General features: G+C 58.2%; 10 protein-coding genes. 9 read left to right on the forward strand and 1 reads right to left on the reverse strand.

Going from position 1 to position 14,703, the window contains the following annotated elements; all coding sequences use genetic code 11:
- The first annotated feature begins 70 nt into the window (after nucleotides 1–70).
- The 5 genes from rpsF to dnaB all read left to right on the forward strand — a co-directional run bounded on the left by rpsF (nucleotide 71) and on the right by dnaB (nucleotide 3,651).
- Nucleotides 71–487: a 30S ribosomal protein S6 gene (gene rpsF, locus E4P00_RS06575; RefSeq protein WP_005784250.1), complete on the forward strand. Its 417-nt coding sequence runs from the start codon at nucleotides 71–73 to the stop codon at nucleotides 485–487.
- 29 nt (nucleotides 488–516) lie between these two features.
- Entirely contained in the window at nucleotides 517–747 is a 231-nt protein-coding gene (gene rpsR, locus E4P00_RS06580; RefSeq protein ID WP_002551829.1) for a 30S ribosomal protein S18, read from the forward strand.
- Between the two features lie 36 nt (nucleotides 748–783).
- Complete coding sequence (locus E4P00_RS06585) at nucleotides 784–1,677, forward strand: hypothetical protein (RefSeq protein WP_005784252.1); 894 nt, start codon at nucleotides 784–786, stop codon at nucleotides 1,675–1,677.
- 18 nt (nucleotides 1,678–1,695) lie between these two features.
- The gene (gene rplI / locus E4P00_RS06590; protein WP_003171376.1) at nucleotides 1,696–2,142 is read left to right on the forward strand and encodes a 50S ribosomal protein L9; all 447 of its coding nucleotides are present in this window, start codon (nucleotides 1,696–1,698) and stop codon (nucleotides 2,140–2,142) included.
- Between the two features lie 111 nt (nucleotides 2,143–2,253).
- Nucleotides 2,254–3,651, forward strand: a complete 1,398-nt coding sequence (gene dnaB, locus E4P00_RS06595) for a replicative DNA helicase (RefSeq protein ID WP_003188079.1) — start codon at nucleotides 2,254–2,256, stop codon at nucleotides 3,649–3,651.
- A gap of 12 nt (nucleotides 3,652–3,663) precedes the next feature.
- On the opposite strand, the gene E4P00_RS06600 is transcribed toward dnaB, so the two are convergent.
- Nucleotides 3,664–9,966, reverse strand: a complete 6,303-nt coding sequence (locus E4P00_RS06600) for an NEL-type E3 ubiquitin ligase domain-containing protein (RefSeq protein ID WP_248130978.1) — start codon at nucleotides 9,964–9,966, stop codon at nucleotides 3,664–3,666.
- Nucleotides 9,967–10,280: 314 nt separating this feature from the next.
- Between E4P00_RS06600 and E4P00_RS06605 the strand changes: the two genes are divergently transcribed.
- The 4 genes from E4P00_RS06605 (at nucleotide 10,281) to E4P00_RS06620 (ending at nucleotide 14,609) form a co-directional block, all read left to right on the forward strand.
- On the forward strand, nucleotides 10,281–12,584 hold the full coding sequence (locus tag E4P00_RS06605; protein WP_005784258.1) for a YgiQ family radical SAM protein: 2,304 nt from the start codon (nucleotides 10,281–10,283) through the stop codon (nucleotides 12,582–12,584).
- A gap of 203 nt (nucleotides 12,585–12,787) precedes the next feature.
- On the forward strand, nucleotides 12,788–13,708 hold the full coding sequence (locus E4P00_RS06610; protein ID WP_032878187.1) for an NAD synthetase: 921 nt from the start codon (nucleotides 12,788–12,790) through the stop codon (nucleotides 13,706–13,708).
- Complete coding sequence (locus E4P00_RS06615) at nucleotides 13,705–14,163, forward strand: hypothetical protein (RefSeq protein WP_032878185.1); 459 nt, start codon at nucleotides 13,705–13,707, stop codon at nucleotides 14,161–14,163. The genes E4P00_RS06610 and E4P00_RS06615 overlap by 4 nt, the downstream gene beginning before the upstream one ends.
- Before the next feature lie 65 nt (nucleotides 14,164–14,228).
- Complete coding sequence (locus E4P00_RS06620) at nucleotides 14,229–14,609, forward strand: hypothetical protein (RefSeq protein ID WP_228309281.1); 381 nt, start codon at nucleotides 14,229–14,231, stop codon at nucleotides 14,607–14,609.
- Nucleotides 14,610–14,703: the final 94 nt, after the last annotated feature.

Genomic DNA, 14,703 nt, shown 5'->3' on the forward strand with positions numbered 1-14,703 from the left:
ATCCATAAGTGTCATTCACTCCTTGTCTGACCGTTTTTGAGCGGCAGGCTACAACCCGTAAGGAGCATTCATGCGTCATTACGAAATCATCTTTTTGGTCCACCCGGATCAAAGCGAGCAAGTCGGCGGCATGGTTGAGCGTTACACCAAGCTGATCGAAGAAGACGGCGGCAAAATCCACCGTCTGGAAGATTGGGGCCGTCGTCAACTGGCCTACGCAATCAACAATGTTCACAAGGCTCACTACGTGATGCTGAACGTTGAGTGCACTGGCAAGGCCCTGGCCGAGCTGGAAGACAACTTCCGCTACAACGATGCAGTGATCCGTAACCTGGTCATCCGTCGCGAAGAAGCCGTTACCGGCCAATCCGAGATGCTCAAGGCTGAAGAAAACCGCAGTGAGCGCCGTGAGCGTCGCGACCGTCCTGAAGAAGGCGCTGATGATAGCGCTGATGACAGTGACAACAGCGATAACGCTGACGAGTAATCCACGGACCTTATTAAGGAGCCTATCAAATGGCACGTTTCTTCCGTCGTCGTAAATTCTGCCGCTTCACCGCTGAAGACGTGAAAGAGATCGATTACAAAGATCTCAACACTCTGAAAGCTTACGTATCCGAGACCGGCAAAATCGTTCCAAGCCGTATCACCGGTACCAAAGCACGTTATCAGCGTCAGCTGGCCACCGCTATCAAGCGCGCCCGCTTCCTGGCCCTGCTGGCCTACACCGACAGCCACGGCCGCTGAGACCGGGCAGTCGACAAGTAGTAAGGGATTGAATGCATGCGCGCCTTAGCTGAGTTCATCATGCGCGGTCGCGTGCAGGCCACTCTGGTAGTGGCTGGCTGTGCGGCATTGCCGTTGCTTTATTGGTTGGGTGCTGCCGCAGGTTGCCTTGTGCTGCTGCGGCGCGGTTTGAAGGACGCCCTTGGCGTTCTTGCCCTGGGTTTGTTGCCGGCCTTGATCTGGTGGCTGCAAATGGGTGATCCACGGGTACTTCTGGTACTGCTGGGGTCATCGAGCCTTGCGTTGGTTCTGCGCGCAAGTGAGTCCTGGGTCCGTACGCTGCTGGTCAGCGTGGCATTGGGGTTGGTGTACTCAGTGATGCTTGGCGCGGCTTTCCGCCCGCAAATCGAGGCGCTGTCGCAGGAGATCGTCAAGATCCTGCCACTGGCTCTCGGGGATCTCTACCAGCAGTTGTCGGTAGATGAGCGAGCGCGGTTTGCGTCACTGATTGCCCCGGTCCTGACCGGCCTGATTGCGGCATTGTTGCAGGTCGTCAGCGTGCTGAGCCTGATTCTTGGGCGTTATTGGCAGGCGTTGTTGTACAACCCGGGTGGTTTTGGTCGCGAGTTTCGCAGTATCAGAATCCCTGCGGGGCCGGCGATGTTGCTGCTGGCGTGCATGGTTGTCGGACCGAACTTCGGTCCACAGATGGCCTTGCTGGCGCCGATTTGCAGCGTACCGCTGGTGTTTGCCGGGCTGGCCCTGATTCACGGGCTGGTTGCGCGAAAGCGCCTGGCCAGGTTCTGGCTGGTGGGGTTGTACGTCACGCTGTTGCTGTTCATGCAGCTGATCTATCCGTTACTCGTGGTTCTGGCCATTGTCGACGGCCTGATTGATTTTCGCGGACGTCTGGCGTCGAAAGATGCCGATAGCGCGAACGGTGAAGGTTAAAAGTTAGAGGATTTTCACATGCAACTGATCCTTCTGGAAAAAGTCGCCAACCTGGGCAACCTGGGCGACAAAGTGAACGTTAAGGCCGGCTACGGTCGTAACTACCTGCTGCCATACGGCAAAGCCACCGCTGCAACCGCTGCCAACCTGGCTGCGTTTGAAGAGCGTCGTGCTGAGCTGGAAAAAGCCGCAGCAGACAAAAAAGCTTCGGCCGAAACTCGCGCTGCCCAACTGGCTGAGCTGGAAGTGACTATCACTGCCACCGCCGGTGACGAAGGCAAGCTGTTCGGTTCGATCGGCACCCACGACATCGCTGATGCACTGACCGCCTCCGGCGTTGAAGTGCAGAAGAGCGAAGTTCGTCTGCCGAACGGCACCATCCGCAACGTAGGCGAATTCGACGTAGCCGTGCACCTGCACGCCGAAGTTGAAGCCACCGTACGCGTTGTCGTGGTAGCAGCTTAAGTCGCACCTAACTGACTGGCACCTCGCGTGTCAGCCGGTTAACATCGGGCACGATCCTGTTTACAGGTCGTGCCTTTTGTTTTTCTACACACCCTTAAATTCCAAGTGGCCATGAACGAAATCTCCGCTCCTGAGCAATACGATCTGCAAACCGCTGCCCTGAAGGTGCCGCCGCATTCCATCGAGGCCGAACAGGCCGTGCTCGGTGGCTTGATGCTGGACAACAACGCCTGGGAACGCGTGCTGGATCAAGTCTCGGACGGTGACTTCTATCGCCATGACCACCGCCTGATCTTCCGCGCCATCGCCAAGCTGGCCGACCAGAACTCACCGATCGACGTGGTGACCCTGGCCGAGCAGCTGGACAAGGAAGGCCAGACCTCCCAGGTTGGCGGGCTGGGCTACCTCGGTGAACTGGCGAAAAACACGCCGTCCGTCGCCAACATCAAGGCCTATGCGCAGATCGTCCGCGAGCGCGCCACCCTGCGCCAGTTGATCGGCATCAGCACCGAAATCGCCGACAGCGCCTTCAACCCGGAAGGCCGTACCGCCGCCGAGATCCTTGATGAAGCCGAACGCCAGATCTTCCAGATCGCCGAAGCGCGGCCCAAAACCGGTGGCCCGGTCAGTGTCAACGACCTGCTGACCAAGGCTATCGACCGTATCGATACCTTGTTCAACACCGACGCGGCCATTACCGGTATTTCCACCGGCTACACCGACCTCGACGAAAAGACCAGCGGCCTGCAGCCGTCCGACCTGATCATCGTCGCCGGCCGTCCGTCCATGGGTAAGACCACCTTTGCGATGAACCTGGTGGAAAACGCCGTACTGCGCAGCGACAAGGCGGTATTGGTGTACTCCCTCGAAATGCCAGGCGAATCGCTGATCATGCGTATGCTTTCGTCCCTGGGTCGTATCGACCAGACCAAAGTGCGTTCCGGCCAGTTGGAAGACGACGATTGGCCGCGTTTGACCTCGGCTGTCAACCTGCTCAATGACCGCAAGCTGTTCATCGACGACACGGCCGGTATCAGCCCGTCCGAGATGCGTGCGCGTACCCGCCGCCTGGTACGTGAACACGGCGATATCGCCCTGATCATGATCGACTACCTGCAGTTGATGCAGATTCCCGGTTCCAGCGGCGATAACCGTACCAACGAGATTTCCGAAATCTCCCGGTCCCTCAAAGCCCTGGCCAAGGAATTCAACTGCCCGGTGGTGGCGCTGTCCCAGCTCAACCGCTCCCTGGAACAACGCCCCAACAAGCGTCCGGTGAACTCCGACTTGCGTGAATCCGGAGCGATCGAGCAGGACGCCGACGTGATCATGTTCGTGTACCGCGACGAGGTGTACCACCCCGAAACGGAACACAAAGGCATTGCCGAGATCATTATCGGCAAGCAGCGTAACGGCCCGATCGGCTTTATTCGCCTGGCGTTCATCGGTAAGTACACGCGCTTCGAGAACCTGGCGCCGGGCAGTTACAACTTCGACGACGACGAGTAACCGTTGGCCGAGTCACTCGGCCAGGATTTGTCGAGTCAGTGTCTGGATCAGCTCGGCTTCTTCAATCGCAAGCAGGGCCTGCTGGCTATCGGTTTGCTCCTTGTAGGCCGCTTTCGACAGTAAACCGGCGGTAAGACTATCGCGTAGTGCCTCAAGTCGTTCCTGAAAGGGCTGACGCTGCGCTTCGAATTGCGCCTGGTATTTGTTGGTTATATAGACCTGCCAGAACTCTCTGGAAAGTAGCGCCTGGAATTCCTCGGGTGAATTATCCAGTGCCACTATTTTTTCATAGGCGCTGTCTAGCATGCCCTGTGTGACTCCACCCATATGGGTGTATGCCGTCCGCTGAGGCTGCCCAGGCAGTTGGAGGCGGTCTTTAAGGCCGTAGCGATAAGCCAGTCTGATCTCGACCTCCTCGCCCAGGCGCAGGCGATGCGGGCGCTTCGCTTCTTCCGATACCGTCGGATCGTTGACAATCGTTTCGCTGCGCAGGATGTCGGCTGAGGCGATTTTGTCCACTTCATGCAATCGGAACAGGCTTCTGGACAATGCCGATAACGGCTTGCCTTGTGACTGATCCATCGCCTGACTTTGGGCCCTGTATACCAGGACTGCGGTTTCCAGGTTGCCGAACGAGAAGGCCGCTCGGTCGCAGCACGCAGGTTCGCCGGCTCGATCGAAGATTTCTTTGCGCAACTGTTCGGACTCCGAACTGTTTTCGGTAATAGCGTCGATCAACTCCCAGACTCTTCGCCGATGATCCTCCTGGCCCGTACCCAGTTGCTCTAGACGCTTGAGCAGGTCGAAGAAGGGATCCGCCCCCTGCTGTTCGCGTAGCGTAGTCCATTGCGATCGCCTGGCCGAAACCTGAGCTGAGTCCAATCCCTTGGTCAAGCGTCGAAACGACTCGTCGCCCCGATTTCTAAAGAGTGCTGGCGGTCTGTTTAGCGTGGATGTGACCACTAAACGGTTTGGCTGCCCCACTTCGGCGAGTCCGGCTGTGATCAACCGGGCTGCGTAACGCCTGACCCGTGCCAACGTTTGATCGGACAACGGATTACCGGTGACAGAGGTCAAGTTATTGAGCCGTGCCGAACGGGGCAGGAGCGCGTCTGTAGGCGCGATGACGGAGTCAGGAATCTCTGTTATCTGATTGGCACTCAGGTCGATCGTGTCCAGTAGCGGTTGCTCTGCCAGGCCGGTCGGCCATGTCTCAATGCCTGTACCCGACAGATCAATCGAGCGGATGTCGGGCATCTGGCTGAAGTCGGGTGTCACGCCTAGTTGTTGGTTTCCCTGTAATACGAGGCCTCTGAGCGTGATGCGTTCCGCCAGGATGCGGGCGGTGTCCGGGGTCAGGCGAATCCGGTTGTTCTGCAGATATAAACGGGTGAGCCCATGCATTTCGCCCAAGGCTGGAGGAAGGTCCCTGAGCTGATTATCTGCCAGGTCGAGCCAGCGTACGTGTCGGTATCGTGTCAGGAAGCTTTCTGGAGAAACGCTTAGGTACATGTTGTTCAGTTTGAGTGAGCCTACGTGGCTGAAGTCCACGTCCAGGTCCGGCAGACTCGGCAGCCTCAGGCCACTGAGATCGAGTTCCAGGCCAATCGGTGTGCCGTCCTTGGCCAGCATCTGCGGTGTTTCCTGTCTCCAGCAACTCAAAATGCGTTCCAGGGCGATGTTACGATCGTCCCAAGTCACTGCATTGGTTGCGAGTTGGCCAGAGCGAACATAACCCTGGCGGCGAACACCGCCTGAAAACGCCCAGGCGTCCAGTTGGGTTTGGAGCTTATGGAACTCAAGTTCGAGTCTGTCCAACTCTGCCGCCACTGTTCCTTTGGGCAAGCTCCAAAGAAACTCCCTAGCCTGCTTGAGGGTCTTGCCCGGATATAGCCGCTGATACCTTTCTATCCTGGGGTTACCCGAGTCAAACGCGCTGTCAATTGCGTCTTTGATCAGGTCCGGATGGTTTTCATGCAGATTGCGCCAGTAGCTTTCGAATTTTCTCCAGTATTGAGAGGGAAAGTCATTGCCTCGTAGCTGGGTGACGTTATTGATCCGGACGATGGTTTCCAACTGGTCGGCCGGCGGTTTCAGGTAGGTTTCGGGAACTGCACGCAGTTTGTTATTGAGCAAGTTGAGGCTTTTCAGGTTGGTCTGACTCAGTAGGCCGGCGGGCCACTGATCAATCTTTGTACTGCTGAGGTCCAGTGTTTGCAGTTTCGACATACCGCTGAAGTCGGGCGTTATCCCCAGCGGGTTTTCCGATAGATCGATATGTTCAAGCTGGGTAAGGCCGGCCAATTTTTCAGCACTGGGTACATCCAGCCTGATCTGGTTCGAACTCAAGTTCAGCGTGGTCAATTGACTCATGTTGCCGATCGCGGTGGGGAGTTTGTCGAGCTTGGAGTGTGTGATGCTCAGTCGCTCCAGGTTGGAGAAATTGCCCATGAACGTATCCGTCGCATCCGACCAGTTAATCGACACAAGATCCAACTCCCGCACGTGGCTGAAGTCGGCTTTCAACCCGGGAAGCGCGGAGGTGCCTGACGGCATTGTGAATGATGTCCCGGTCTCACGACGCCAGCAGCGCTTGATCTCATCGGTAGCAAGCTTGGCCCAGCTTGTAGATTCGGAAGCGTTTGCATGTCGCCATGCCTTCAACTCCCTGCTGAGGTTTCTGTACTCGGCTTCTCGTCTATCCAGCCCGCCAGCAATGTCATTGCCAAGAGACTGGATAAACGCGTTGATCTGTCCTTCGTCAAATGACGGGAACAAGCTGTGTACCCGACGCTGCGGGCTGCGCAGTTGATTTAAGGCTGCGCTGGCACTGTCGGCCAATTGCCGGAAGAACGACCAGTCATGCCTCTCGCCTCGTACGCCCCCCGGTGCGCCGACGATGGCGCTGACCCAGACATTGGCGGCGTTGCGCCTGATGGCGTGGCTTGCACCGAGGCGACTGCTGTTGTAGACGTTAGCCGCGTCCATCGCCACGGGATCGCCAGGTTTGACGATGCGCCAGACTTTGCCTGCCGCCGAGGAAGCATCGCGGTCGAGCATGACTTGATAGGTGCCGCCGTCGATCGTCACGTATTGACGCCCGCTCAGGGCATGAACGCCGTCTGCATCGGCATTGTCCGGCACCTGCTTGTGGAGTATCCGCAAACCACTGATGCTCTGGTTCGATAGCGGCGACTCCCGCGATTGTGTGAGGAATTCTGGCAGGTGCGCCTGCTGTACGCGCGCTTGCTCAAGCACGTCCTGAGCCAGCACGGCGGTGTCGTGGCGACCAAGGCCCAGCTCATTGCGTTGGGTTTCGGTGAGAGTGCGCAAGGTGGCACCGAGTAAGCTGTTTTCCCCGACGGCCGCCGTTTTCAGATCGCCACTGTCCGGTCGGTAGCCAGCATATTCAGTGCCGGACTTGACCAACATGACGAAGCTGTCTGCGTCTTCGCTCCCATAGGTGTCCAGCAGGGATCCTCGACGGATGGTCCGCCCGGTCTGATCGGTAGAGCCTTGATACACCTGCACGCCGACATCGCTTGGCCAACCTGGCAAGAGCGTCAGCAGGTTGCAGAACAGGGCTTCACTGTGCGCGTTGAGGCCGAGGCCGCTTGGGTCCGAAAGTGCGTTGAGCGCCTCAGTGATGATGCTTTGTTGAAGACTTTTGTGAATGGCCTCGCGTACCGGAGCTTCCAGGAAGGAGTACAGGCCGACGTCGCGTAATGAGGGATGACGACGCAGCAAGTCTGCAGCCATTGCCCGTGAAAGGTCCGGAAAGCGACGCCGCAACAGGCCGATTGCCAGGTCATCACTGGTGGGCTGGCCGGACAGCGCCGTGGGTGCAAACCGAGCTGCTGAATTTTTTGCATTCAGGTGGTCGCGCGGTTGGCCGTCGCGTAACGCCTCATACACAGCGGCTTGATGTGCTTGAAGGTGTGTCGCTATTTTTTTTCTCAGCTCGAGCAATCGGCTCGCCAGGTGTTGGTCTTCACTGCTGTGGCCTGTCTTACCCAACCTGCTATTGGGGACGAGCCGTTCATGTTCCTGCAATACCTGTTGCATGAGCGAGCCCACCGGCGAGCCAAATGCCAGTGCCAGGTAACGATCGCGGCCGTCCTGGCGTAGTTCGATTGTGGCCAAGGGCTGTGTGTTGCCCGCGAGCACCGGTGCGTGGCTGGACAGCAAGGTTTTGCCGTCAGGGGCATACAGTTTGATCGTGCAGGTGCCCAGGTCGGCCAGTAGCGCAGGCATGACCTGATCGGCAATGGGCGGCAGCGGGCCATCGCTCTGCCTGAGCGCCGCTTGTAACTGGGTGAGCCCTTCGCGCAGTTGCTGATTCTCTATGGCCTGCGTCAGTGCGACGGGCGCGCGCCGGCGATCGAACCAGATATCCAGCAGATCCTGGCGATCCACCCGCGCGACATCCAGCGAGCGCTTACAAGCTGTCGGGCTCAGCGGCAGCTCGCTGGGCGAGATCATGTGCTGCAACAGTTGGGCTTCGTTCAGCGCACGGGTATCGATCGGGTCGAGTGTCCAGCGGTCATGCTTGGCTGAATAGGTAACGTAGGGCTGAATGCTTGAAGAACCGTGCATGTCCAGTTGATAGCGCCCGGAGATTTTTTCGAGGGTGACCTGGGCGAATCTGGTTTGGTTGTCGACCTGTAGCTTGATGTAGCTTCGGTTGTCCTTTTCAAACAGGCCTTGAGGGTTTTGTTCAACTCCCGACGGGTAGTTGGGGTCGATTTGTGTGTAGTCGTTGATGAACCACAACCCAGGCTTGCCGTTCGTGCCAAGAGCATAGTTGGGGTTACCCAGCGCGTTCATCAACTGACGGGTGCGGCGTGCAGACAACTTGGCTGCCGCCCCCTGCAAGCGCAGCCCCACCAGCAGGTCAAGGATGTCGCCGACAGCTTGCACCAGCTCGGCCTGCTGGCCTCGGCGCAGCGCCGCAATGGCAGACCAGGTCTGATAGACGAGGGCGCCCAGCATTGCGACCAACATGATTTTGCCCAAGCCCGTCACACCGCCGGGGAGGGGGATCAGCAGCATCGACAAGGTTTCGCTGACCAGATAGGTGGCCAACGCAACGGCGGCCTCCTGGTCGGCGAGTTTATTGGTGCGGGCCAGTCGGATAAGGTCCGATTGTATCGGCCACGCCTGGTGGATCGGCAAGGTGTGGGCGAGGCAACGGATGTCCGTGCCGATTTTTTCCACCGCCAGTTTTTGTCTGTTTGGGGTCTTGCTGGCGAACAGGTCATACAGGATTTTGGCATGCCAGGCGAGCTCGTCCCGGTTGACCTTCAGCGGTTTGATAAAGGCTCGCAGCTTTTCCTGATTGTTCAGGGAGATGGCCTTCATGAACCAACTGAAGTGTGCCAGCCCCACGTCGTTGCGGATCTGGTCCTGCAGCGAGTCCACGGCTTCTTGCCTGGAGGCATGTCGGCGTAACGCGCCATTGGGGCGGTCCGGGAAGTAGCTGTAGACGCAAGAGCCGTCGGGCGTGTCAAAGCGACGAGTAAAGAACGGCAGGGCAATCTTTTCGCCGCCGGCGTCCAGTTGGTAGAGGTCCCAATACACGCTGGTGTCGAACAGCCAGTCTTTAAGTTCATTGAATTCCCATTCGCTGATACTCCAGGACTCATTGGTGCGGTAGGCGTCCCTCAATGCGACCAGCAGCTTGGTGCTTTGCAGGCCGAATAGCGGATTGGACAGACGCTTCTTGAACTCTTTTTCGATGTAGTCGCTGATGCGCGTGCCGATGTCCACGCTCCTTGCGACGGCCACGAACGCTTTGACGCTGATGACGTTGCCGCTGATAGAGCTGGCGCGTTGTTCTTCGGTGGAGAAATACGCAGTAAACCCGAAGTTGCGATACGCCGCCTCCAGCAAGGTGATCGAGCGTTCGTACTCACGTATGCCCAGGTCCTCTTTGTAGATGCGCACGTTGTTGCCCAGGCGGTCGTTGGCGGGGAGGTCATCCTGGGAGGCCGGTAGCTGCCGGATCCGCGTCTTCAGGTAAGTGGTACGCGAGTTGATGACCGTGCCGGTTTTGCTCTTCAGCGCGCTGTCCAGAGCGTCGACCATTTGCTGGCTCAAGTCGTTGTAAAGATCTGTGAGGGCGTTGCCGAGGGTTTGCTCGCGCTCCACCAGATCCTTGCTCAGACGCAGGTATTCTTTTTGCTCGTCCACGCCCATTTTGCCCATGAAGGCATTTACGTTTTCCTGTATCAGTTGAAAGATCTGTTGTTCGGCCCAGCTTTCGTTGGTGAGTAATGCAGGTTGCTCTGCATCAAAGGTGACTGAGTTGGTCATGGTGTGTGCTCGGGAAGAGAGCGCTTGGCACAGCAGCGTGGCAGGCGCTCTGTTGGAAAGATTGAGCGACATTAGGGCCGGCAGTACCAGAAGAAGAGGTGCATAAAGCTGTGCGCTGAAAACGCCTGGTAGTTGCACCCTCAATGACGACGCGTGATCAGCGCGCCTATGTGGGCCTCGCCCCCCCAGCAAAACCGGGCTATAAGCACCGTCGGGCGCGGTGTGGCTAAAAGCCGACCATTGCCGTCGGAATTGGTCAAAATTTGTGCTATATTCCGCGCCCGCGATTTTTCATCTCAACACCGGTCACCGTCATGCAAACAGCCAAGCCGTTATTTGACTATCCCAAGTACTGGGCCGAATGTTTCGGTCCTGCGCCATTCCTGCCGATGAGCAGGGAGGAGATGGATCAGCTTGGCTGGGATTCCTGCGACATCATCATCGTCACCGGTGATGCGTATGTGGATCACCCATCGTTCGGCATGGCGATCATCGGCCGGCTGCTGGAGTCCCAGGGCTTTCGCGTCGGGATCATCGCCCAGCCGAACTGGCAGTCCAAAGACGACTTCATGAAGCTCGGCGAGCCGAACCTGTTCTTCGGCGTCGCGGCCGGCAACATGGACTCGATGATCAACCGCTACACCGCCGACAAGAAAATCCGCTCCGACGACGCCTACACCCCAGGCGGCATGGCCGGCAAACGCCCGGACCGCGCCAGCCTGGTGTACAGCCAGCGCTGCAAGGAAGCCTACAAGAACGTGCCGATCGTGCTTGGCGGCATCGAAGCTTCCCTGCGCCGCATCGCCCACTACGACTACTGGCAGGACCGGGTGCGCAACTCGATCCTGATCGACGCTACCGCCGATATCCTGCTGTACGGCAACGCCGAGCGCGCCATTGTCGAAGTCGCCCAGCGCCTGTCGTGGGGCCACAAGATCGAAGACATCACCGACGTGCGCGGCACCGCGTTCATTCGCCGTGATACACCCGCGGGCTGGTACGAAGTGGACTCCACGCGCATCGACCGTCCGGGCAAGGTCGACAAGATCATCAACCCGTACGTGAACACCCAGGACACCCAGGCCTGCGCCATCGAGCAAGAGAAAGGTCCGGTGGATGACCCGGAAGAAGCCAAGGTCGTGCAGATCCTGGCCAGCCCGCGCATGACCCGCGACAAGACTGTGATCCGCCTGCCGTCGGTGGAAAAAGTCCGCGGTGACGCGGTGCTCTACGCCCACGCCAACCGCGTGCTGCACCTGGAAACCAACCCAGGCAACGCCCGCGCCCTGGTGCAGAAGCATGGTGACGTGGACGTTTGGTTCAACCCGCCGCCCATCCCGATGACCACCGAAGAAATGGACTACGTGTTCGGTATGCCTTATGCCCGCGTGCCGCACCCTGCGTATGGCAACGAGAAGATCCCGGCCTACGACATGATCCGCTTCTCGGTAAACATCATGCGTGGCTGCTTCGGCGGCTGCACCTTCTGCTCGATCACCGAGCACGAAGGCCGCATCATCCAGAACCGTTCCGAAGAGTCGATCATTCGCGAAATCGAAGAAATCCGTGACAAGGTGCCGGGCTTCACCGGGGTGATCTCCGATCTCGGCGGGCCTACTGCGAACATGTACCGCATTGCCTGCAAGAGCCCGGAAATCGAATCCGCGTGCCGCAAGCCGTCGTGCGTGTTCCCCGGCATTTGCCCGAACCTGAATACCGACCACTCCTCCTTGATCCAGCTGTACCGCAGCGCCCGTGCATTGCCGGGTGTGAAGAAGATTTTGATTGCTTCCGGCCTGCGCTACGACTTGGCCGTCGAGTCGCCTGAGTACGTGAAAGAGCTGGTGACCCATCACGTGGGTGGCTACCTGAAGATCGCCCCGGAACACACCGAGGAAGGCCCGCTCAACCAGATGATGAAACCGGGCATCGGCAGCTATGACAAGTTCAAGCGCATGTTCGAGAAGTACACCAAGGAAGCGGGCAAGGAGCAGTACCTGATCCCGTACTTCATCGCCGCCCACCCGGGTACCACCGATGAAGACATGATGAACCTGGCCCTGTGGCTCAAGGGCAACGGCTTCCGTGCCGATCAGGTGCAGGCGTTCTACCCGTCGCCGATGGCCACCGCCACCGCGATGTACCACTCGGGCAAGAACCCGCTGCGCAAGGTCACCTACAAGAGCGACGCGGTGACCATCGTCAAGAGCGAAGAGCAGCGCCGTCTGCACAAGGCGTTCCTGCGTTATCACGACCCGAAAGGCTGGCCAATGCTGCGTGAAGCACTGACGCGCATGGGCCGCGCCGATCTGATCGGGCCGGGTAAAGACCAGTTGATCCCGCTGCACCAGCCGGCCACCGACAGCTACCAGAGCGCCCGTCGCAAGAACTCGACGCCGGCCGGCAGCCACAAGGTCGCCAAGGAAACCACCACCAGGATCCTTACCCAGCACACCGGCCTGCCGCCCCGTGGCAGCGACGGCAGCAACCCGTGGGACAAGCGTGAGCAAGCCAAGGCGGCTGCTCAGGCGCGTAACAAGCAGGCCGCCAAAGAGCGTGCCGATGCGGCCAAGGGCAAGGGCGGCAAGCCTGCGCGCAAGCCGGTAGTGCCGCGTTGATCATCGCTTGAATATGCAGAACGCCAGCCTCGTGCTGGCGTTTTGCTTTCTGGTCGAGGGTGAGCCTGTTTGGTAAGGTGGCGTCCATTAGATTGCTATCGCAGGCAAGCCAGCTCCCACACTTGGAATGCATTCCCCAGTGGGAGCTGGCTTGCCTGCGATGAGGCCGGTCTGGGCACTATTAATTTCAAGGAAGAACACTTATGGGCAACCCCTTGCTCAACATCGGCATGGACTCCAACCGCTCCCAGTTCATGGCGCGCCAGCGCATCGAAAGCCAGATCAACCTGCCGCGCCTGTTTGCGGCCATCGACGCCGATCCAGGTATCGTTGGCGCAGGCGTCGTATACATCGACGCCGACTTCAACGTCATTACCCTGCGCGAATTCAGGCCCATCTGCAGCATCAAGCCCAAGCGCATCATTTTGCGTGAAGCGCAGAAGTACATTGCGCCAACGCAGTTTGCTCAACATGTCGTGAGCAATCCTCGAGAATCGCGACTGATTGGCGAAGCCGTGAATACCGGAGTCTCCTGCTTTGGGGCTGTCATCAGTTGGGCTGCGATCGCCAGTGGAACAATTCTGGTGCCTTTCAGTGCCGGCGCCAGTTCCGTCATCGTTGTGGTGGGGTATGCGGCTGCCGGCGCAAGTTCGCTTCAGTGTTTCAACGGCATTGCCCGGACAGCGCTGGAAGTCGCTAAACCTGAGGTTAAAGACCGGCTCGACAGTGAAGGCTGGTACCAGAATGCTTCCATTGTGCTGGACGCAGTATCCCTGGCAGGCGTGGGCGCCTCGGCCCTGACGACGGTCAAGCTGGTTAGGGCCGCCACTGCATCGACGGGCAAGAGTCTGCGTGAAGTGCTTCGCGGTTTGAATCGCCAGGAAAGAGCCAAGCTGACGAAAGAGCTGCTGAGCATCAACCATCCCAGCTTGACCGCGAAGATGCTCAAATTGAGACAGGCATCGGGCGAACTCACCAAGCGTTTCACCCCTACGCAGCTCAAGCACAGCACAACTACCCAGATCAAAGACGTCCTAGGCGCAAGTGTTGGGTTCGGCGGGAGTGCGTACTCCGGGAACGTCAATACCATCGCGATAGGGTTGTATGAGGAAATAAACGAATGAGCGAGTTAATGACGCTGCGAGACTTTTTCAGGCATTACTTTCTGACGTTTATTGGCGGCGTATTCGCTGCGTACTTTTCGTTGGCGTTGGCTGTGGCGCTGGCGTTCGTCACCTATTTTCGTGATGCGCCGATGGCTCAAGTGGGGCTCAAGATCATGTCTGTCGGGGCGCTGCTCATTCTGTTGACGGTCCATAGTAACTTTATGATTTTGCGGGGCAGACCCTCCTGGGTGTGGGTAATGGTCGGTATCTACGTCGCCTGTCTACTGTTTGTCGTTCCGATGGCTCAATTCCGGCCTCACAAAGTTCTTTATGGGTTGGCGCTGTTATTCCCATTGCTCGGATTATTGACACTTAATAGCAAGGTTCAACGAGAGATGCGCACGAAACTCGTGGAAATCCGTCGCATTCGGCAGTCTGTCAAATCAACCGTCAGATCGAGTAGTCGCATGTGAAGGAGCCGCCTTCGATAAACAGATTCCTGGCGCGCTATTTCCCCGTATTCATGGGGACGATTTTCATGGCGATCTTCTCCGGCTCGGCTGCGGTTTCCATGGCTGGCGTGACCTATTTGCGCGGTGTTGATCCTGCGCTCAAGGCCAACTATTCAGTAGGCGCGATCCTGGTGCTAGTGGCAGTGCTTGTCTTTGGCAACGTCATGATCGCACGCGGCTATCCCTGGGCTACACGGCTGGTAGCGGCGTACTTGGGCGCTTGTCTGTTGTTCGCACTGCCAATGATTCAATACGATCTCAACAAGCTGGTCTATGGCTCGGCTGTACTCTTTCCACTGTTGGGGTTACTGCTGCTCAACAGCAAACGCCACCGCGAAATGCGCAAAAAACTGTCCGGGATACGCCATCTGCGCCAAGCCGCAATCGCAAAGCGCAAAGCCCGTTGATTGGGTAGATTCACCATCCACCCTCACACTAACGCCATAAATGTGTGCAGCTCTTGCACCGTGGTACGTACGTTGGCACCGTTTTAGTGCTGTA

The organism is Pseudomonas sp. B329 (assembly GCF_023127835.1).
In the GTDB taxonomy this organism is placed as follows: domain Bacteria; phylum Pseudomonadota; class Gammaproteobacteria; order Pseudomonadales; family Pseudomonadaceae; genus Aquipseudomonas; species Aquipseudomonas synxantha_A.